Consider the following 17,881-nt stretch of genomic DNA (forward strand, 5'->3'; position numbering starts at 1 on the left):
CCCGGTGAGTGTCGCGGAGGCTTCGCTGCGTGCCTCGGAGATCGCGGAGGCGGTCGCGCGGCCACTGGTCGACCGCACCGATTCCGGCGTCTGGCCGATCGAGCCGCTGCGCGCCCTGCAGAGAGCCGGATTGGGTGGGCTGGCGGCCCCGCGGTCCCTCGGCGGAGCGGGGCTCGGCCTCAGCGGCGTCGCGGCGGTGGGCGAGGCGCTCGGCCGGGTGTGCGCCTCCACCGCGTTGTGCTTCGGCATGCACTCCGTGGGCACCGCGGTGATCGCAGCCAAGCCGACCGACCGGCAGCGCACGGACTTCCTGGACGCCATCGTGGCGGGGGAGCACTTCACGACCCTGGCGCTGTCCGAGCCCGGAACCGGTGCGGCCTTCTGGCTGCCGCAGACCCGGATGACGCAGACCGGATCGGGGATGCGGATCGACGGAGAGAAGTCGTTCGTCACCAACGGCTCACAGGCCGACTCCTACGTCGTCAGCACCGTCGCCGCCGACCCGGATGCGCCCGTGGGCGAGTTCTCCTGCGTCCTCGTCCCCGGCGACTCCGACGGTCTGACCTGGATCGACGCGTGGAACGGCGTCGGCATGCGCGGCAACTCGTCGCGGCGGGCCCGGCTGGACGGGGTCCGTGTCGGTGCCGACCACCTGCTGGGGGCCGAGGGCGACCAGATCTGGTACGTGTTCGAGGTCGTCGCCCCGTACTTCCTCATGGCGATGGCGGGGAGCTACCTCGGGGTCGCGCAGGCCTCCCTGGACGAGGCGACGGCGCACCTGGGCCGTCGGGCTCACGCGCACACAGGCCGCAGGCTGTCGACCGAGCCGATCCTCCAGCACCGCCTGGGCGAGCTGTGGGCGCAGGTCGAGCGGACGCGCCGGCTCGTCTACTGGGCCGCCGAGGAGGGCGACGCCGGCGGACCGAAGGCGCTGCTCGGCCTCACCGCCGCGAAGGCAGAGGTGGCCAGGTGCGCCGTGGACGTCACCAACGAGGCCATGACGCTGGTCGGCGGTGTCGGTTACCGGGACCGCTCACCCCTGGAGCGGCACCTGCGTGATGCCCGGGCCGCCGACGTGATGAGCCCGACGACCGACATCCTGCGCACCTGGACGGGGCGAGCGGCGCTGGGGCTACCGCTGCTGGGCGATTGACCGGGGCAGGTGGTCCGGGCCGCTGCCTCCTCATCGACGTCGCGGTCGCCGAGGTCTCCCTCGTGGAGGACCTCCCCGGAACGGAGCGCATCTCCTCGTCGGACCTCGCCGGCCGGCCGATCTCGGCGGGCGGGCCGGTGGACCTCGTGGTCATCGGGTCGCTGGCCCCCTCGGCCTTGTCGACGGTGCAGCGGGCTCATCGGTTGTGGCCGGACGCGAGCGTCGCCGTCCTCGCCGGCACCCCCGACGCCGTCCGGCGAGAGGCATCATTCGCCCCGGGTGTGCCGCTGGACCTGCTCGTCGCGGGGGTCGATGACGACGGCCTGCTGTCCCGATTGCAGGAGCTGCGCTCCGCCAGCATCGCGCGGCGTCGGCACAGCGCCGTCCTCGCTGCGGTGATGCTCGACGCGAGCGCAGCCGACACCGGGTCGCCGTCACGGATCACCTCGGTGGGGGCCCTGTTGGAGCACGCGCCTCTGGCGGTGCTCGTCGCCAGCGGCGAGGGAGAGGTGCTCGGGTGGAACCGCCGCGCGGAGAGACTCTTCCTGCTGCAGCCGGCCATGTACGGCCGGCCGGTGGACGAGGTCGTCCCCGGGGCACTGTCGATGGTGACCGCCGCCCCGCCGCCACCCGGTCACGGCGGTGCTCCCGATGTCGTCCGGCCGCCGCTGCAGCTGCGGCTCGCCGACCGGGTGGAGGTCGAGCTCAGCGCGGTCAGCAGCCAGACCGACCTCGGCCGTCCGGTGGTCCTGCTGCTGGCCGTGGACGTCACCGAACAGCGGCGAGCGGAACGGGAACGCGACCGGCTCGCCGCCCAGGTCGATCTGCTCGGCCGCGTCTCTCAGTCGCTCCTGGCGTCGCTCGACGTCGCCGAGTCCCGGTCCCGGCTGGCCGCGACCCTGGTGCCGGCTCTCGCGGACTGGCTCAGCATCCATCTCCTGGACGACCACGACCACCCGTCTGACGTCCTGGTCCGGCATCGAGCTCCCGCGCTGGCCGCGGTGGTGGGCGAAGTGGAGCGACTGGAGTCCCGCGGCGGCGTGGTCACCGAACCCAGTCGGCGGGCAGCCGGAGGGGAGGAGGTGCTGCTCCGGGACCTGGATGCCGACGGCCTCGTCGCTCAGGTGCCCGATGCCGCCCTGCGCTCGCTCGTGCGACAGCTCGGCGCGGACAGCCTGATCGCCGTTCCCATCCCGGGTCGGAACGGCGTCCTCGGCTCACTGCTCGTGGGAAGGGGCTCAGCTCGCGCCCGCTTCGGGGAGGCCGATCTGACGGTGGCCATCGAGATCGGCCGACGAGCAGGCATGGCGCTGGACAATGCGCGGCTCTACTCCGGGCAGCGTCATCTCGCGACGGAACTGCAGCAGAGCCTGCTCACAGCCCCGCCGGTCGTCGCCTTCGCCGACATCGCCGTCCGCTATGTCGCCGCCGCGCAGCAGGCGCAGGTCGGAGGTGACTGGTACGACGCCTTCCGGCAGCGCAGCGGGGACCTCGTTCTCGTCATCGGAGACGTGGTCGGGCACGACACACGCGCCGCGGCCGCGATGGGACAGGTCCGCGGGCTGCTGCGCGGGATCTGCTTCAACTCCGCCGACGTGCCGAGCCGGTTGCTGTCGTCGGTGGACGAGGCGATCGTTGGGCTGGAGCTGACCACGATGGCCACCGCCGTCCTGGCCCAGCTGTCCCCGCCCACGGGGTGCGACCGACGGAACGGCGTCCGGATGCAGTGGTCCAACGCCGGGCACCCCCCGCCGCTGTTGCTGGACGCGTCCGGCCGTGCCCGGCTGCTGGAGCCCGGCACCGGCAAGGCAGATCTTCTGCTCGGCGTCGACTCACTGGCCCGGCGGAGCACCGAGGCGACGACGCTACCTGCCGGCTCGACCCTGCTCTTCTACACCGACGGACTGGTCGAACGTCGTGGGCAGGATCTCGACCAGGGTCTCCAGCGGCTGCTGGACGTCGTCGAGCGGCACGCGGACGAGGACATCGAGAAGCTCTGCGACGCCGTTCTCGGCGTCATGGTCCCGCGGGCGGGGGAGGACGACGTCGCCATGGTCGCCGTCCGGCCGCGATCGTCCGAGGACGACGAGGTGCTCGGGTCGTGAACCAGGAGACCCCGGGGACCGGACTCCCGGGCGGCCCGGCCGCTGCGACGATCGAGGCCGTCCGGAACTCCTGGCGACGCGTGAGCCCGGTTCCCGACGTGCCGCCCGCTGACGTCGTGGAGCTGACCTCGCTGCGGCAGCTCGGGGCTGTCCGTCGTCACGTCCGGGCTCTCCTGACCGCGTCGCTGCAGGCCGACGGCATCCGGACCGATGACGACGTCGAAGAGATCGTGGACCGGGCCATCCTCGTGATCGACGAGCTGGCCTCGAACGCCCTGCGCCACGGCACTCTTCCGGCCCGCCTCGATCTGAGGGAGGCCGGCGATCACTGGGTCGTCGTCGCCACCGACTCGGCCCGGGACGAGCTCCCGCTGCCCGCGGTCGATCGCCCGGCCGGCCAGGGGGGATACGGGCTCTACGTCATCGCAGACCTGACGTCGGCGCACGGTGTCGACGTCGATGGCGTCACGAAGCGCGTGTGGGCGCTGCTGCCCAAGCACGGGTCGCCCCGTCCCGAGTAGCGGCCTGATCGCCGCCGTGGCAGCCACGACAGGACGACGACCTGCCGGTCCGGTGACCGCACCTCGAACAGCTGCTCACCGTCCCCCGGGGTGCGGTCTGGCAGGTCGACGACGTTGAGGACCTCGGGTCCACCGAATTCGGTGATCTGGACGGCACAGGTGTACGCCAGGCTGGGGCCAGGCCCCCGTCGGGCTCACCGGTTCCACCTCGACGCACCAGACGGCTCGTGGGCACCGGGCCTGCCCCGCAAGTCGGCGTCGTTCGGGGCGCCCGTTCGATGCCCGTCTGTCGGGGCTCAGGCGGCCGAGGTCGTCGCACGTCGAGCCCGCGGTCGGCGACGTCGGCCACCTCGTCGCGCGACTGGTCGGTGCAGCTCGGCTCCAGCCGCTGACGGAGCAGGTCCGCTCCTCCGGGGCCGGCGCGCGTAGAGGACGAGGGCCGGTGGGAGGTTGCAGCAGACCGTCCGGCCGAGCAGCATTTCTTCGAGCCGGACGTCCAGCTGCCGGCGGAGGTGCCGGGCAGCCGGGTTCCATCGGCTGTGCAGGTAGGCGAACGTGCTGAAGGCACCCTGCGGGGAGAGGCCGGGACGTTCGAGACGCCGATCGCCCGGAACTCCCCTCTCGGACGAGGTCGTCGAGGGTCGTGAAGGTCTCCTCCACGGGCGTGTGCGCGTCCCACTGGTGCATCCAGTAGCGGTCGATCTGGTCCGTCTCGAGCCGCCTCAGCGACTCGTGCAACTGCGTGTGGAGGGCCTTCCGGCCGGCACCGCCTGCGTTGGGGTCGTCCGGGTGCAGGGTGCCGCCGAACTTCGTGGCCAGCACGACCCGGTCCCGGCGGGAGGGGTTGCGGACGAACCAGGCGCCGAGGGTCTCCTCCGACAGGCCACCGGTGTACTGGTTGGCCGTGTCGAGGAAGTTCCCGCCGGCGTCGAGGTAGCGGTCGAAGATCTGGTGCGACAGCTCGGGCACCGACCCCCAGGTCCCGTCGTCGAAGGTCATCGTCCCGAGCGCCAGCGGGCTCACACGCAGCCCCGAGGTGCCCAGCGTGCGACAGGAGTCGTTGCTCACGAGATTGCTGACGTCCAGCTCGCCGATGAAGGGCGCGCCTCCCTGGGAGCGGTGCACCCTGTCTGGCCTCTCCACCTGCGGGCAGCATCGGGTCCATGACGCCAGCCCCCGCAGACGTGGGCCCTCCGGACACCCCGGGCCCGACGACCGCCTCGATCACGCGGTGGGTCGAGGACTACGTGACGGCCTGGAAGAGCAACGCCCGCGCCGACATCGAGGCCCTCTTCACCGACGACGCCGAGTACCACGAATCGCCCTTCGACACCCGGTGGATCGGTCGGGACGCGATCGTCGAGGGCTGGCGAAGCCGGTGGGACTGGCAGGGTGGCGGATGGGAGTTCGAGTGGTCCCTCAACGCGATCAACGGGTGGGACGTCGTCATCACCGGGATCGGGAGGTACACGAAGCTCGGCGACTTCGACAACCTCTGGACCGTGACCTTCGACCGATCCGGCCGCTGCAGGCGGTTCGTGATGGTGAACACCGAACGGAGCTGACCATGCCGGGATCGCAGCCCTGCGGGAGAGGCAACGAGCTCGGGGACTTCCTCCGAGCCCAACGCGCCCGGCTCACCCCCGAGTCAGCGGGCCTGCGCAGCATCGGCAGCCGACGCGTGACCGGCCTGCGGCGCGAGGAGGTCGCCGTGCTGGCCGGCGTGAGCTCCGACTACTACGCCCGCCTCGAGCAGGGGCGCGAGCGCACCCCCTCCCCGCAGCTCATGGAGGCGGTCGCCCGCGCGCTGCAACTCGGCGCGGATGCCCGCGACCACGCCTTCCGCCTGGCGCGGCTCGCCCCGACGACCCGGGTCACCGACGAGCAGGCGAGCCCACACCTGCGGCAGCTGATCAACTCGTTCCCCACGGCCGCGGCCTACGTGGTGAACCCCGCCTTCCGGGTGCTCGCGGCCAACGACATCGCAACCGGGTTGATCGCTCCCGCCCACCACGACGGCCACGTGATGCAGTACATGTTCCTCGACCCGACCGCGCCGACGTACTTCGTGCACTGGGACGACGCCGCGCACGCCGCGGTGAGTGGCATCCGCCTCGCCGCGGGCTTCTCGCCGCCCCACCCCGAGGTCGCTGCCCTCGTGCGCCGCCTCTACGTGCGCAGCCCGGCGTTCGCCGCCATGTGGGACGACCACGAGGTTGCCGGACTCACGACCGTGCACATGCACATCCGGCATCCCGCCGTCGGCGAGCTCGAGCTGGCCTACCAGACGTTCGACGTGCGCGAGTCCCCGGGACTGCAGTTGACCGTGGCCAGCGCTGCACCAGGCAGTCCCAGCGAGGACGCCCTTGCCCTCCTCGGCACGATCGAGGCGACGCAGCGCGAGGGCGCGCCAGGTCTTCGACAGCCCGGTGCCCCCCGCACGTCACAGACACAGGAGCTCCCGTGAACCACCCAGAACAGGTCGACCTGGAGTCAGCCCGCCGGCGGGCGATGGAGGTCCGGGCCCTGTACGAGGCCATCGAGCGTCGATTGAACGGCCAGGTGTGGACGCTCCAGGAGCTCATGCTGGGCTTCAGCAACGACGTCGGCACAGTCGGTCGCCTGGTCCTGGCGCATGACGGGACCTGGGAGATCGCCGGCGACGTCGATGCGCAACTGGCGCACAAGCTGTCCGAGTCGCTGTGGTGGGTGATCGTCATCGCCGAGCGCCTCGGCATCGACATCTCCGCCGCCTTCGCCGACACGATGGACCGGATCGAGCAGGGCCTCGCCCCCTCGGCCGGCGGATCCACCGCGCATTCCTGATCTGCTGCCTGCGCCCTGACCAACAGGACCCTGGTGGTCGCGGGTGGGCGCTGACGGGCATCGGTCCGGGACCGAGGCCACGAGGCGGTGGTGCTGGCCGGCCGAGGGGGCGGGCGAAGGCCCGCACGTCAGGTGGACCGTGCGGACCGGTTGCGGACGGGGCGGGCGCTGGGACGGTCGACCCCGGCGCCCGCCCGCCATCGTGCACCTAGGCCACGGGGTCGCGGAGGATCGTGCGGAGGGAGTGCTGGGGGGTCTCCCGGGTGAAGCCGTCCAGGTGGAGTTCGTGGTGGGGCCCGTTGCGGTGCAGCCCCAGCCCCTGGGCGAACTCGCCGAGTCGGGCGAGCGTCCCGAACTCCTCCGCAAAGGGCCCGTGGTGCATCACCTGCACGACGTCCCGCTCGGGCAGCGTGAACAGCTCGATCTCGTCCATGGCGATGGGGCTCGCCGCCCGGGCACGTGCGGCGGCGAGGTCGTCCGCCGTCGTGGTCGCAGGGACGAGCGCCAGCACCCGGTAACGGAGTGAGGGGATGGGGTTGACGCTGTAGAAGTCGGCGATCTCGACGGGCGTCGACCCCGTCGGGTACCAGTACTGGATCTCCACGACCGGGCCCGAGCCGCCCTCGTCCAGGACCCGGGCGATCTCGGCGACGGCGGCCTTCTTGCGGTAGAACGCGTCGGTCCCCGGGGCGCCGGAGCCGCTGATGGAGACGTAGTGGACGGCCGGAGTGCGCACGGCCTCAGGCTCGTCGGCGGCATGGAGGTGTGGCGTGGAGCGGTTGTCTGACATGGCGTGTTCCTCGTTCCTCGTGTGCTGGGTCGGGACCGGTGCTGGGGGGCGACGCTGCCCGATGTGTCGGGGCTGGTGATCGGGAGCGGGGGAGACGGTCCGCACGGCGGCCAGGGTGTGCCCCACGCTGCGGGGCGACGCAGTCGCGACGGCGGCAGGGGAGCGGGCGGTGGGTGTGCCGATGCCGGTCGGGCGCTGTAGCCACCGTCGACGTCCAAGGAGGCGCCGTTGAGGTAGGCAGCCTCGTCGCTGGCGACGTACGCCACGAAGGAGGCCACTTCGGCGACGGTCCCGAACCGTCCGATCGGGATGAGCGACCGGAGGGTGTCCCCGGCCGGGCCGTCGGCCGGGTTGGCGTCGGTGTCGATGGGGCCGGGCTGCACGTTGTTGACCGTGATCCCCCGGGGGCCGAGTTCGCGCGCCAGGCCCCGGACGAGGCTCGCGACGGCACCCTTGGTCATCCCGTAGGCCGCGGATGCAGCATGGGGAAGGTGGTGGGCTCTGACGCTGCCGATCGTGATGATCCGGCCGCCCGAGGCCATCGCCGGGGCGCTGAACCGCAGCAGGTCGACGGTCCCCCGGATGTTGACGTCGATCATCCGGTCGATCTCGTCGTCGCTCAGGTCGGGGACGGGCTTGATGGTGCCGCCGCCGGCGTTGCTCACGACGATGTCCAGGCGACCGCTGCGCTCCAGGACCGTGTCGACGAGCTGTCGCACCTGTGCCCGGTCGCCGCTGTCCGCGGCGATCGCGCTCGCACGGCCACCCGAGGACCCGACGTCGGCGACGAGAGCGTCAGCGTCGGCTGCGGCTGACGCGTAGGTGAAGAAGACGTCGGCACCCTCGGCGGCGAGGCGTGTGACGATGCCGGCACCGATGCCCCGTGCGCCTCCGGTGACGAGGGCGGTCTTCCCGGCCTGACGGCCGGGCTGCGTCCCTGCACGGCTGAAGCTCTGGGTCGATGCGGTGTCGAGCTGGACAGGACTCATGGCTGACGGCCTTCGCTCGGATGGTCGGTCGGATGATGGGGCGGTTCCGCAGTCGTCGCCTGCGGTTGGGTCCAGACCCTCGACACGGTGCCGCTGCGGGCCTGCCCGACGTCGATGCCGAGCTCGGCACTCGGCGCACGCGCGAGGCCACGGAGTCGCCGCCGCAGGGCGGGCGGCCGATGGACCACCGGCTGCTCGCCCTGCGGCGACATCGACTCAGGCGTGGCCCGTCGCGGTGGCGGCCTCCTCGATCACCTTCGCGACCGCGGCGGGGTGGCGGGTCATCGCGAGGTGTCCGGCCTTCACGGTGGTGAGCTCCGCGCCGGCGCGGGTCGCCATGCGCTCCTGCAGCTCCAGCGGGATGGAGCCGTCCTCGGTCCCCGCGACGTACCACGAGGGGAGCGACGTCCACGCGGGCTCGTTGGCCGCCGCCTCGTTCACCGCACTGAACGTGATCGGTCGCTGCCGGGCGTAGAGGTCGGCCCGCTCCTTGCGCGGGAGCCCGTTGGCGAACGTGGCGTGGAAGGCGGCCTCCTTCAGGTACAGGTCCACGTCGCCCTCCGGCGCTCCGGGGTAGGGCACCATGTCGAACAGGGCCGACGGGTCGACGGGGCCCGCACTGGAGAGCAGGGCCAGCAGGCTCTCGCCCTTCTCCGGTACGAAGGCGTCGACGTAGACGAGGGCGCGCACGTCAGGGTCGCTGGTCGCGGCCTCGGTGATCACTGCGCCGCCGTAGGAGTGGCCGACGAGGACCACCGGGCCGCTCGTCCGGTGTTGCAGGAACGACGCCAGCGCTGCGCTGTCGCCGCTGAGTGACCGCAGCGGGTTGGCGAAGTCGAGGACGGTGTAGCCGCGCTTCTGCAGCCGCTGCTGGACGTCGCTGAAGGACCCCGCGTCCGTCCAGGCGCCATGGACGATGACGACCGTCGGCTTGTCGTGGCCGCCCCCAGCGCTGGCGGGGCCGGCGAGCCCCAGGATTGCCAGGAGTGAGGTGATGACGCCCGTCACCACTGCGGTGAGCCCGCGACGACGGCCACGAGTGGCGGTGCGCAGGAGGTCTCCCACCGTCAGGCGGTGGTGGCCTCGATCGGGGCGGGGACGTCGCCGCGGGGGCTCGGCGGCGTCGCTGGTGGTGGCGGTCCGTCCGTTGACGGCGGTGCTCTGCTCGGTGCCCGACATGTCGGTCTCCTCGTGGTGGCCCGCCTCGCCGGAGCGGATCAGCAGGCTCGGTGTGCCGGATGGCACGGCCGACTCTGGGCGCTGTCTCCCGTCCGGCCCAGGGTGCAGTGCTCCTAGGGCAGCGCGCCCGGCCGCGCGTCCGCCGGGGCGCTGATCATGGAGCCATGCCCTTCGCTGAGGAGCTCATCGGCCCCCAGGTCGCCACCATGCTGTTCCACTCGATCCATGCCGCGGCCCCCGGCAGATCGCTGCGCGTGCTCCCGCACGCCGCCGGCGCGCTCGACGGCTTGTCCCTGCGGGAACGGGCCGACCTGCTGCGCGACGCGCTCCTCGCCGACGTCCCCGGTGACCATCGCGCCCTCGCGGACGTCATCCGTGCGGCGCGGGATGCTTCTCCCGATTTCGGCGGATGGCTGATCTGGCCGGTCACGAGCGCGGTCGCCAGTCGCGCCGTGCAACGGGGGAGTGACGAGGACTTCACGGACGCGATGGCGCTCCTCGCCGAGCTCACGGGCCGGCTGACCTCGGAGTTCGCGGTCCGCACGCTCCTCCGCCACGACCTCGACCTGGCACTCGAGAGCGTCCCGAGGTGGACGGGCTCCCCGGACGACCACGTGCGGCGACTGGCCAGCGAGGGCACCCGCCCCTACCTGCCCTGGGCCACGCGTGTCCCGCAGCTCTTCGAGCGCCCCGGTGTCACCGTGCCGATCCTCGACGCGTTGTACCGGGACGGGAGCGAGTACGTGCGCCGATCCGTCGCCAACCACCTGAACGACCTCAGCCGCGACGAGCCGGGGCTGGTCGTCGACACGGCACGCCGGTGGCTCGGCGCCCCGGCGCCCACGACGCCCGCGCTCGTACGACGGGGCCTGCGGACCCTCGTGAAACGCGGGCACCCCGGGGCGCTCGGACTCCTGGGCTTCGCGCCGGCTGCGGTGGCCGTCGACGGCCCGCACATCATCGATGAGGGGGTCCCGTGGGGCGGCAGCGTCCGTTTCCGCGCCGCGCTCCGCAACGTCGGTGTCGCGAGCGCCCGGCTCGCCATCGACTACGTCGTCCACCACCGCAAGGCAAATGGTGCGTCGAGCGAGAAGACGTTCAAGCTCGCCAGCCGGACCCTGGCCGCGGGGGAGGATCTGCAGATCGACAGGGCGCACTCCTTCCGGCAGATCACCACCCGCCGCTACCACCCGGGCGCCCATGCGATCGCGTTGCAGGTGAACGGGGTCCTGGCGGGGCCGGCGCCGTTCGAGCTGCTGGCGCCGACGGCGACGGATCCGCCCTGACGTTCCCTGCCTGCTCGTCTGCACGAGCCCTCGCGGCACGGGAGCGGGAGTGGCCCGGTCAGATCAGTCGGACGACAGCCACTGGTGGGTGTCGGCGAAGTTGACTCCGCAGCTGGAGGAGATGTCGAAGAGCTGCTCGCCGTCCCCGGGGACCGGGTCGGGCAGGTCGACGATGTCCATGACCTCGGGGCCGCCGAAGCGGGTGATCTGCACAGCACGCATGCAGGGGACGCTAGGTGACAGCGACGGCGCAGCGGTACGCGGCCCGACCCGCATTCTCCTGCAGAGGCTCAGGTCGCCCTGGGGCGTCACGCCCGGCACGGCGCCTGGTTCGGCGCCGTGTCCGGCGTTGCCGGTGGACCTGAGCTGCGCGTACGGCGGTGGCCAGCCTCGACCGATGCCTGCGGGCTGTCGATGCCCATTCGCGCTCGAAGCGGGGCGGGATGACGAGGTCGTCGCGAGGAAGGTCCTCGATCGACTCGCGCGGGAGCTGGGTCGCAGCACCGGGGCCGCGGTACCCGAGAGTCGCTGAGCTGGCGCGCCACGACGGGTGCGGGGCTGCCCGGACCGGTCGCTACAGCTAGCAGACGGTCAGCGGGGAGTCTGTTGAGGGGTACCGGTGCCGGGGATCGAGAGCTGAGTGAGACGGTGCGCGTCCCGCGTCCCGGGTGCCGGTGAATAGACCACCAGTCGCACGTCGGAGCCAGGCGCCTGGAGGACGTCGCCGTCCAGGACGAGCAGTCCGACGTCGGGGTGCTGCACGTGCTTGCGCATGCCCCGGAAGCGGGCGGGACGTGCGGCATCCCAGCGCTCGACGAACTCGGGACTGGTCTGGCGCAGAGCGGCGACGAGGTCCACCAGCTCTGGGTCCCGGGGATGCTCGACCAGGGCCACCCGCAGGTCGCCCACGATGGCGTCGCGGTAGTTCTCGTCCTCGCTGGGATCGATCCACACGCCTGGGTTCGGCTGGGTCATCTCGAACCAGACGACGTTGCGCTCACGGGCCCCGACGGGCGCAGGATCACCGAGCAACGCCGACCAGGCGGCGTTCCACCGGAGCAGCCACCAGTCGGCCGAGTACACGGCGACCGGCCACTGCTGCAGGCGAGCGACCATGCGCTCGACGCCTTCGGGGACGACTCGGACCACGGGCCCGACGACGGGGGCCAGGCCAGCGGCGCGGTGCAGGAGCGCGGACTCCTCCGCGTCGAGGCGCAGCGCGCGGGACAGTGCCGCGACCACGGACGCCGACGGTCGGGACGCCCGTCCCTGTTCCAGCTGCACCACGTAGTCCACGGAGACGCCTGCGAGCAGGGCCGAGTTCCTCGCGGCGGAGACCCGGGGCGCGGCGCGCGGCGACCGCATCGTCGGGAGCGAACGTGCAGCGGTCCCGGAACCGGCGCAACAGGGTCCCGAGACCTGGTCGACGATGTCCATGACCTCAAGGCCGGCGAAGCGGGTGATCTGAACAGCGCGCATGCAGGGCGCGCTAGGTGACGACGTCGACGCAGTGGTAGGGGGCCGACTGCACTCTTGTGCGAGACCCCAGGTCGCCCTGGGGAGTCGGTCACCTGGCCGGGTTGTCGGTCGCCTCAGGGGGGTCGAGCACTGTCGCTCAGCGGAGGGGTGGGTCTCCTGCCGGTACGCCACCGTCTCGGTGTTCGCGGACTCCAGCGAGAAGCGCGGGCTTCTCTGGACTCGAGCTGCTGGCATACGGTCGTGGTCGGAGGAGGGCCGAGGGTCGAGTCCGTGACAGGCAGACCCTGTCGCTGCCGTCTCATGCCCCTGTGAGGAGTGCCCTGGTGCTTTCCTATGACGCGGGAGCGGTGTCGGCGGCTCCGCGCCCTGATGTGTGGACGCTGTTGCTCGACTCGGCCAGCTGGCCCACATGGTCGACCGTCGATGAGCTGGTCCTCGACGAGTCCGAGGGGCTGGCACCCGATGGCCGTGACGGCGTCGGCGCCACTCGAGCATTCCGCACCGGCAAGGTGGTCACGATCGAGCGCATCACCGCTCTCGACCCTCCCCGGCTCTTCGCCTACGAGGGAGTGCGCAGTGCTCTCATCTCCGATTACGCCGCGGTGATCGAACTGGACGAGACGTCCTCTGGGGGAACGGCCATCCGGTGGTCGGGCAGCTACAACGCTCGCTTGGGTACCCGGTGGTTCATGCGTCGCGTCATGCGCGGGGTGATGCAGAGAATGGCGGACGGTCTGGCGTCATACGCGTCGGTGCCGTGAACCGCGGTGGGAACCGGGGTCGGTCGAGCCCATGCTTCCGTCGCTCGCTCAGTTGGCCGCGTGCCAGGAGCCGACACGACCAGCCCATCGGCCCCCAGCGCCGTGAACCTGGTCCACCTCTCGATGTCGCCGTCCATCTCAGGCTGCGCGATGGCGCTGTCGATCTCCCATGCCGCCGTCCTCAGGCTGCCCCGTACCCCGGCAGCGCGGTGAGGGAGCGGTCCTCGAGGTGCGGACCGCCGACCGGAGCGTCACGCTCAGCGGCTGCGAGTGGTGCATCGGGTGGCGTGGTCAGCCAACGGTCTGGCCGCCGTCGACGACGAGTGTGGCCGACCGTGAAGGCGGACTGGTTCGAGGCCAGCCACAACACCGCCGACGCGATCTCCTCGGGCCGGCCCCTCCGCCCGACCGGCCCCTGACCGACCACCCGCTAGCGGCCCTCGGACGTCCCGCCGGTGACCCGGTCCGTCATCGGGGTCTCGATGACCCCGGGAGCCACGACGTTGACCCGGATCCCGTCGCCGACGTACTCCAGGGCGGCCGACTTGCTCAGCCCTGGTCGCCACGAGGGCCGGAGGGGCTGACCGCTCATCGGGGGGTCATGCGGAAGACGGGCCAGCCGATCTCGGTGCGCCAGGCAGCCGGGTCGGCGGTGTCTCGTGGGCCGACGAGGTACGTCTCCCGTACCGGCCCGGCAACGGCCAGCGCGTTGCTCACCACCCAGGTGCCGAGCTCGCCGTAGGTGACGTCGATGTCATCGTGCTCGCCGACGTGGGTGGTGACGGCGAGCTCGACGGCCGGCAGGGCGGCCGCGTGCACCCGGCCGCTGCGCGGCGGTTCCGCCGTCGGCCGGTACACGAGGAGGTGCCCGCGGCCGTCCTCGAACAGCGCGTTGTCGTAGAGCCCGCCCGGAGCCCCGGTCGGCTGGCGGACCACGGCGTCCAGCTCGGCCATGGCGCCGGCGTACCAGCCGAGCACCTCCTCGTGCGCCACGTCGTCCTCGACTGCGGCCACCGTCGTCGCCGGGACCGCGCGGAGCTCGACGTCCAACGGGGCCGGCTCCGGCTGGAGCAGCCGGCGCAGCGACGCCACCGCGGCGCGGGTCCGGTCCAGCTCCGACTCGAGCCGGTGCAGGTGGTGGGCGACGAGGGCGGCCCGGGTGCTCGGGTCGGGGGAGCGCAGGATGCGCTGGACGTCGGACAGCGGGACGTCGAGCTCCCGCAGGCGGTGGATGACCTGGGCGATCGGGATCTGATCCGCGCTGTAGTAGCGGTACCCGGTCGTGGCGTCCACTGCCGCAGGCTCGAGCAGGCCGGCGTCGTGGTAGCGGCGCAGCGTGCGCACGCTGAGGTGGGTCAGCCGGGAGAACTCGCCGATCGCCAGCATGCCTGCACTGTGCACCCTCGCCCTGGGGGAGAGTCCAGCGCTTGACCCTCCCGGTCCGGGAGCCCGCACCGTCGGGTCATGACCACACCGAACGACATCCAGCCCGACCAGCTCCCCGCGACGATCCGCGGCTACCTCGCCGCGCACGACGCCGGCGACGCGAACACCGCGCTGCACGCCTTCACACCCACCGCCGTGGTGGTCGACGACGGCGTCACCTACCGCGGGACCGAGGAGGTCCGGCGCTTCCTGGCCAAGGCCGGAGCCGAGTTCACCTACACCAGCACCCTCGTCGCCGCGGAGCGCTCCGACGACGCGCACTGGATCGCCACCAAGCACCTGGAGGGCGACTTCCCCGGTGGCGTCGTCGACCTGCGTTACCGCTTCGCGATGGACGGCGACTCCATCGCGGAGCTCGTCATCGCACCGTGACGACCGTGCACTCATCGCCGACGTGGGCTGAGACGGACCCCGCCTCGAGTGCCGGATACAGGAGGTCGGCCTGCCGTGTCCGAGCCAGAGGCCTCGCACCGGACTTTTGCCGGATCCCCCCGCCGCACTAGTTTGCCGTCGTCGCGGGGCGGCGCGGATCGCGCGGCAGTCGAACGGTGGTGAGCGTTGATGGGCCTGAACATGACGACAGACGGCCTGGTGGGCCGGGATGCGGAGATCGACGCGCTCGATCGACTGCTCCTCGATGTGCGGCACCGCGGCGCCGCCGTCCTCGTCCGCGGCGAGGCCGGGATCGGCAAGTCCGCCTTGTTGCACCACGTGTGCGACGCCGCGGCCGGACGCGGGCTGCAGGTGCTGGCAACGGCGGGCGTGGAGTCCGAGATGACCCTGCCGTTCGCCGGCCTCCACCAGCTGGTCCGGCCGCTGCTCGGCCGCCTCCCCGCGCTGCCCGCCCCGCAGCGGCGCGCGCTGAAGGTTGCGTTCGGGATGACCGACGACGCTGCACCGGAGCTCTTCCTGATCGGTCTGGCGGCCCTGACGTTGATCAGCGACAGCGCCGCGGACCAGCCCCTCGTGCTGGTGATCGACGACGCGCACTGGCTCGACCGGCCCGGCGCCGAGGTCCTCGGCTTCGTCGCGCGGCGGCTGGAGTCCGAGGCGGTGGTGATGGTGGCGGCCCAGCGCGACGGCTTCCCCCCTGTCCTCGCCGGCCCGGCGCTGGACGACCACCACCTGGAGCGCCTGGACCGTCGCTCCGCCGAGGACGTGCTGGCGCGCCGGGCGCCGCAGCTCGAGCCGGCCGACCGCCGGCGCCTGCTGGCCGAGGCGGCGGGGAACCCGCTCGCGCTGGTGGAGCTGCCCCTGGAGCGTGCGCGGGACGACTGGGCACCCCTGACACTGACCGCGCGGCTGGAGCAGGCGTTCGCAGCTCGGCTCCCTGGGCTGCCCGACGTGACCCAGGACCTGCTGCTCGTCGCAGCGCTGGAGGACGAGGGCGACGTGGGGGAGGCCTTGGTCGCGGCGTCCGCACTCCGCGGCGCCGAGGTCACCGCGGACGCGCTGACCTCGGCCGTCGAGGTCGGGCTGGTCGCCGTCGACGGCGGGGAGTTGACCTTCCGTCATCCGCTGGTCCGCCACGCGATTCGCCAGCGGGCCACCCTGGCCGAGCGGCAGCGCGCGCACATCGCGCTGGCCGGGACGCTGCGTGGCACCGACCGGCGGATCTGGCACCGGGCGGTGGCCGCTGATGCGCCGGACGACGCGGTCGCCGCCGAACTGGAGGACGCCGCGACCCGCGCTCAGCGCCGAGGTGGCGTGGCAGCGGCACAGGCGGCGCTCGAGCGCGCCGCCCGACTGACCGCTGACCCGGCGGAACGGATGCGGCGCTACCTGCGGGCGGCCGAGTTGGCCTTTGAGTGGGGGCGCCCAGACGTCGTCGACCGCCTCCTGCGCGAGACCGCGGCCCTCGACGTCCCGGCTCGGGAGCGGGCCCGCATGACGGTGATCCGGGAGGGGTTCGAGGAGGGCATTCACGACGTCCGCGCAGGCACCCGGATGCTGACCGAGGTCGCCGCCGCGGCCGCCGCCGACGGCCGGGCGGACCAGGCGCTCAGGTTCCTCCAGGCCGCGGCGCTGCGGTGCTGGTGGGCCGACCCCGGCGCGGAGGCGCGCGCCCGCCTTCTCGAGGTCGTCGAGCAGGCACTCGATCCGGACGACGTGCTCGAGTGGAGGTGCTCTGCTACGTGGCGCCGTTCGACCGCGGGGCGGTGCCCCTCGAGCGGTTGCGCGCCCTGTCCGACGGTCCGCTCGACCCGGCGCGGGCCCAGGCCGCTGGCTTCGCGGCGAGCGTCGTGGGTGACTTCCCGCTGGCCGTGGAGTTCCTGACGTCGGCGCTGGCGGGCCTCCGGGCCGACGGCCGGCTCGGGCTCCTGGGCCGGGGCCTGACGGTGCAAGCATGGAGCGCGCTCAATGCCGGGCGGTTCGACCTGGCCGCCACGGCTGCCGACGAGGCCGCCCGGCTCGCGGCCGACTCCGCGCAGCCGCTGATGAGGGCGGTCGCCCTGGTGGTCCAGTCGGTCGTCTCCGCAGTCCGCGGCGCCGAGGACGTGGAGGAGCGCCTCGCCGAGGCGGCCCGGCTGGGGATGCAGGTGGACTCGAACGCCGTCCTGGCGGTTGTGCAGTTCGCTCGCGGCGTGGTCGCGCTCAACTCGGGGCGGCACGAGACGGCCTGGGACCAGCTCGTCCGCCTCTCCGACCCCGCCGACCCTGCCCACCACCCCGTGGTGCGCAGCTTCGCCGTCGCCGACCTGGTGGAGGCCGCCGTCCACAGCGGGCACCGGGCCGAGGTCGAGCCGATCCTGGCCGACCTCGAGGCGATCGCGGCGCGGACCCCGTCGCCGGTGCTGCACATCGGGCTGCGGTACGGCCGAGCGCTCCTGGCTCCCGAGGACGAGGCCGAAGAGCTCTTCGCGGTCGCCCTTGCGGCCGGCCTGGGCTCCTGGCCCTTCGCCCGTGCCCGCCTGCAGCTGGCCCACGGGGCCTGGCTGCGGCGGTGCCGGCGGGCGGCGGAGTCCCGTGCCCCGCTGCGGGCTGCGCGGGACACCTTCGACGCCCTGGGAGCCGCTGCCTGGGGCGACCGGGCGCGGCAGGAGCTGCGGGCCTCGGGGGAGCAGAGCAGGCCGCGCACCCCGGAGGCACGCGAGCAGCTGAGCCCGCAGGAACTGCTGATCGCGCAGCTGGCCGCCGACGGCCTGACCAACCGGGAGATCGGCGCGCGGCTGTACCTCTCGCACCGGACGGTCGGCACGCACCTGCACCGCATCTTCCCGAAGCTGGGGATCACCTCTCGGGTGGCCCTGCGTGCCGCGATCGGCCCGTGACCGGCCGATCCACCGTCGTCGCGACGGTCATCTGACGTACGCGAGACGGGGGCACCGCTTCCTACGGTCGGTCC

Annotated in this window: 18 protein-coding genes and 1 pseudogene; 11 read left to right on the plus strand and 8 right to left on the minus strand. The window is 72.7% G+C overall.

The window, feature by feature from the left end:
- Positions 1 to 4 precede the first annotated feature (4 nt).
- From O2W20_RS22160 to O2W20_RS22170, 3 genes are read left to right on the plus strand one after another with little or no spacing between them, the layout of a single operon-like run.
- The gene (locus O2W20_RS22160) at positions 5 to 1,153 is read left to right on the plus strand and encodes an acyl-CoA dehydrogenase family protein (RefSeq protein WP_269173761.1); all 1,149 of its coding nucleotides are present in this window, start codon (positions 5 to 7) and stop codon (positions 1,151 to 1,153) included.
- Positions 1,150 to 3,258 carry a SpoIIE family protein phosphatase gene (locus O2W20_RS22165; RefSeq protein ID WP_269173760.1) on the plus strand — a complete coding sequence of 703 codons (2,109 nt, stop codon included), beginning with the start codon at positions 1,150 to 1,152 and terminating at the stop codon, positions 3,256 to 3,258. Before O2W20_RS22160 ends, O2W20_RS22165 begins: the two co-directional genes overlap by 4 nt.
- Complete coding sequence (locus O2W20_RS22170) at positions 3,255 to 3,779, plus strand: ATP-binding protein (RefSeq protein WP_269173759.1); 525 nt, start codon at positions 3,255 to 3,257, stop codon at positions 3,777 to 3,779. The genes O2W20_RS22165 and O2W20_RS22170 overlap by 4 nt, the downstream gene beginning before the upstream one ends.
- Positions 3,780 to 3,854: 75 nt before the next feature.
- Here the strand turns inward: O2W20_RS22170 and O2W20_RS22850 are convergent, their stop codons facing one another.
- Positions 3,855 to 4,922, minus strand: coding sequence for an aldo/keto reductase (locus O2W20_RS22850; protein WP_442929197.1), 1,068 nt, complete (start codon positions 4,920 to 4,922; stop codon positions 3,855 to 3,857).
- 20 nt (positions 4,923 to 4,942) lie between these two features.
- Between O2W20_RS22850 and O2W20_RS22175 the strand changes: the two genes are divergently transcribed.
- From O2W20_RS22175 to O2W20_RS22185, 3 genes are read left to right on the plus strand one after another with little or no spacing between them, the layout of a single operon-like run.
- The gene (locus tag O2W20_RS22175) at positions 4,943 to 5,344 is read left to right on the plus strand and encodes a nuclear transport factor 2 family protein (RefSeq protein ID WP_269173758.1); all 402 of its coding nucleotides are present in this window, start codon (positions 4,943 to 4,945) and stop codon (positions 5,342 to 5,344) included.
- A 2-nt stretch (positions 5,345 to 5,346) separates the two neighbouring features.
- Entirely contained in the window at positions 5,347 to 6,246 is a 900-nt protein-coding gene (locus O2W20_RS22180) for a helix-turn-helix transcriptional regulator (protein WP_269173757.1), read from the plus strand.
- Complete coding sequence (locus O2W20_RS22185; protein WP_269173756.1) at positions 6,243 to 6,605, plus strand: hypothetical protein; 363 nt, start codon at positions 6,243 to 6,245, stop codon at positions 6,603 to 6,605. Before O2W20_RS22180 ends, O2W20_RS22185 begins: the two co-directional genes overlap by 4 nt.
- Positions 6,606 to 6,813: 208 nt before the next feature.
- On the opposite strand, the gene O2W20_RS22190 is transcribed toward O2W20_RS22185, so the two are convergent.
- The 3 genes and pseudogenes from O2W20_RS22190 to O2W20_RS22200 form a co-directional block, all read right to left on the minus strand.
- Positions 6,814 to 7,341 (minus strand): GyrI-like domain-containing protein, encoded by a 528-nt coding sequence (locus O2W20_RS22190; protein ID WP_269173755.1) that lies wholly within the window; start codon positions 7,339 to 7,341, stop codon positions 6,814 to 6,816.
- Between the two features lie 308 nt (positions 7,342 to 7,649).
- Positions 7,650 to 8,384: pseudogene (locus O2W20_RS22855) on the minus strand (SDR family NAD(P)-dependent oxidoreductase); the annotation flags it as partial.
- A 216-nt stretch (positions 8,385 to 8,600) separates the two neighbouring features.
- The gene (locus O2W20_RS22200; RefSeq protein ID WP_269173753.1) at positions 8,601 to 9,563 is read right to left on the minus strand and encodes an alpha/beta fold hydrolase; all 963 of its coding nucleotides are present in this window, start codon (positions 9,561 to 9,563) and stop codon (positions 8,601 to 8,603) included.
- Between the two features lie 164 nt (positions 9,564 to 9,727).
- Here O2W20_RS22200 and O2W20_RS22205 point away from each other — a divergent pair, with 164 nt between their 5' ends.
- Positions 9,728 to 10,849, plus strand: coding sequence for a DNA alkylation repair protein (locus tag O2W20_RS22205; RefSeq protein ID WP_269173752.1), 1,122 nt, complete (start codon positions 9,728 to 9,730; stop codon positions 10,847 to 10,849).
- Positions 10,850 to 10,912: 63 nt separating this feature from the next.
- Here the strand turns inward: O2W20_RS22205 and O2W20_RS22210 are convergent, their stop codons facing one another.
- Both O2W20_RS22210 and O2W20_RS22215 read right to left on the minus strand, forming a co-directional pair.
- Positions 10,913 to 11,071, minus strand: a complete 159-nt coding sequence (locus O2W20_RS22210) for a Zn-dependent oxidoreductase (RefSeq protein ID WP_269173751.1) — start codon at positions 11,069 to 11,071, stop codon at positions 10,913 to 10,915.
- A 369-nt stretch (positions 11,072 to 11,440) separates the two neighbouring features.
- Complete coding sequence (locus tag O2W20_RS22215) at positions 11,441 to 12,214, minus strand: helix-turn-helix domain-containing protein (RefSeq protein WP_269173750.1); 774 nt, start codon at positions 12,212 to 12,214, stop codon at positions 11,441 to 11,443.
- Between the two features lie 437 nt (positions 12,215 to 12,651).
- Between O2W20_RS22215 and O2W20_RS22220 the strand changes: the two genes are divergently transcribed.
- Positions 12,652 to 13,089, plus strand: a complete 438-nt coding sequence (locus O2W20_RS22220; RefSeq protein ID WP_269173749.1) for an SRPBCC family protein — start codon at positions 12,652 to 12,654, stop codon at positions 13,087 to 13,089.
- Between the two features lie 430 nt (positions 13,090 to 13,519).
- Here the strand turns inward: O2W20_RS22220 and O2W20_RS22225 are convergent, their stop codons facing one another.
- A complete protein-coding gene (locus tag O2W20_RS22225) occupies positions 13,520 to 13,681 on the minus strand; it encodes an SDR family oxidoreductase (RefSeq protein WP_269173748.1) in 162 nt (53 codons plus the stop codon).
- The gene (locus O2W20_RS22230; protein ID WP_269173747.1) at positions 13,678 to 14,475 is read right to left on the minus strand and encodes a MerR family transcriptional regulator; all 798 of its coding nucleotides are present in this window, start codon (positions 14,473 to 14,475) and stop codon (positions 13,678 to 13,680) included. The genes O2W20_RS22225 and O2W20_RS22230 overlap by 4 nt, the downstream gene beginning before the upstream one ends.
- Positions 14,476 to 14,553: 78 nt before the next feature.
- Between O2W20_RS22230 and O2W20_RS22235 the strand changes: the two genes are divergently transcribed.
- The 3 genes from O2W20_RS22235 (at position 14,554) to O2W20_RS22245 (ending at position 17,807) form a co-directional block, all read left to right on the plus strand.
- Positions 14,554 to 14,907 carry a nuclear transport factor 2 family protein gene (locus O2W20_RS22235; RefSeq protein WP_269173746.1) on the plus strand — a complete coding sequence of 118 codons (354 nt, stop codon included), beginning with the start codon at positions 14,554 to 14,556 and terminating at the stop codon, positions 14,905 to 14,907.
- A gap of 201 nt (positions 14,908 to 15,108) precedes the next feature.
- Positions 15,109 to 16,812, plus strand: a complete 1,704-nt coding sequence (locus O2W20_RS22240) for an ATP-binding protein (RefSeq protein WP_269173745.1) — start codon at positions 15,109 to 15,111, stop codon at positions 16,810 to 16,812.
- Positions 16,779 to 17,807 carry a helix-turn-helix transcriptional regulator gene (locus tag O2W20_RS22245; RefSeq protein WP_269173744.1) on the plus strand — a complete coding sequence of 343 codons (1,029 nt, stop codon included), beginning with the start codon at positions 16,779 to 16,781 and terminating at the stop codon, positions 17,805 to 17,807. Before O2W20_RS22240 ends, O2W20_RS22245 begins: the two co-directional genes overlap by 34 nt.
- The last annotated feature ends 74 nt before the right edge of the window (positions 17,808 to 17,881 follow it).

Origin of the sequence: Modestobacter sp. VKM Ac-2982, assembly GCF_026967935.1 — a bacterium.
GTDB lineage: Bacteria > Actinomycetota > Actinomycetes > Mycobacteriales > Geodermatophilaceae > Modestobacter.

Excerpts from the sequence above, each read along its gene's own strand:
- O2W20_RS22175 (WP_269173758.1), top strand. The coding sequence starts at position 4,943 with ATGACGCCAGCCCCCGCAGACGTGGGCCCTCCGGACACCCCGGGCCCG.
- O2W20_RS22180 (WP_269173757.1), top strand. The coding sequence starts at position 5,347 with ATGCCGGGATCGCAGCCCTGCGGGAGAGGCAACGAGCTCGGGGACTTC.
- O2W20_RS22200 (WP_269173753.1), bottom strand. The coding sequence starts at position 9,563 with ATGTCGGGCACCGAGCAGAGCACCGCCGTCAACGGACGGACCGCCACC.
- O2W20_RS22205 (WP_269173752.1), top strand. The coding sequence starts at position 9,728 with ATGCCCTTCGCTGAGGAGCTCATCGGCCCCCAGGTCGCCACCATGCTG.
- O2W20_RS22210 (WP_269173751.1), bottom strand. The coding sequence starts at position 11,071 with ATGCGTGCTGTGCAGATCACCCGCTTCGGCGGCCCCGAGGTCATGGAC.
- O2W20_RS22215 (WP_269173750.1), bottom strand. The coding sequence starts at position 12,214 with ATGCGGTCGCCGCGCGCCGCGCCCCGGGTCTCCGCCGCGAGGAACTCG.
- O2W20_RS22225 (WP_269173748.1), bottom strand. The coding sequence starts at position 13,681 with ATGAGCGGTCAGCCCCTCCGGCCCTCGTGGCGACCAGGGCTGAGCAAG.
- O2W20_RS22230 (WP_269173747.1), bottom strand. The coding sequence starts at position 14,475 with ATGCTGGCGATCGGCGAGTTCTCCCGGCTGACCCACCTCAGCGTGCGC.
- O2W20_RS22235 (WP_269173746.1), top strand. The coding sequence starts at position 14,554 with ATGACCACACCGAACGACATCCAGCCCGACCAGCTCCCCGCGACGATC.
- O2W20_RS22240 (WP_269173745.1), top strand. The coding sequence starts at position 15,109 with ATGACGACAGACGGCCTGGTGGGCCGGGATGCGGAGATCGACGCGCTC.